This window comes from Cellulomonas olei, assembly GCF_039548315.1.
GTDB lineage: Bacteria > Actinomycetota > Actinomycetes > Actinomycetales > Cellulomonadaceae > Cellulomonas.
This window is the reverse complement of the sequence record NZ_JBCLVN010000108.1, coordinates 1-443: the sequence shown is the minus strand read 5'-3', so window position 1 is coordinate 443 and position 443 is coordinate 1. Positions and strand designations below refer to the sequence as shown.

Below are 443 nucleotides of genomic sequence, written 5' to 3'. Positions count from 1 at the left end.
GCCGGTCGCCGGCGTACCGGCCGGGCGGGCTGCCGGCGTGCCGGCCGGGCGGGCCGCGTCCGCCCCGGTGCTCGTCGTCGCACCGGGGCACGCGCACCGGACGCTGCGCCACCCGGTCGCGACCGGCCTCGGTGCGGCCGGCCTCGGTGCGGGCGCGGACGCACCGTCCGGGCCCGCCGCCCGCCGCGCCGACGTGCCGGCGTCGGTCGCGCTGACGCTGCTGTGCGCCGCCGGCGTGACGGCCGCCGTCGACGTGGTCGAGCTCCCGCGCGACCCCGGCGGCGACGCGCCGGACGCCCGGGGCGTCCCGGACGTCCCGGCGGGGGTGGTGCTGCTGGTCGTGGTCGGCTCGCCGAGCGCCCGGCACGGCGACGCGGCGCCGCTGGCGGAGGACCCCCGCGCGGCGGACGCCGACGCCGCGCTGCTGGCCGGGCTGGCCGGCG

The 443-nt window shown here is 84.9% G+C and carries 1 pseudogene; it reads left to right on the top strand.

The annotated features are described in order from the left end of the window. Positions 1-37 precede the first annotated feature (37 nt). Positions 38-443 (top strand): annotated as a pseudogene (locus AAHH18_RS18255) (hypothetical protein); the annotation flags it as partial.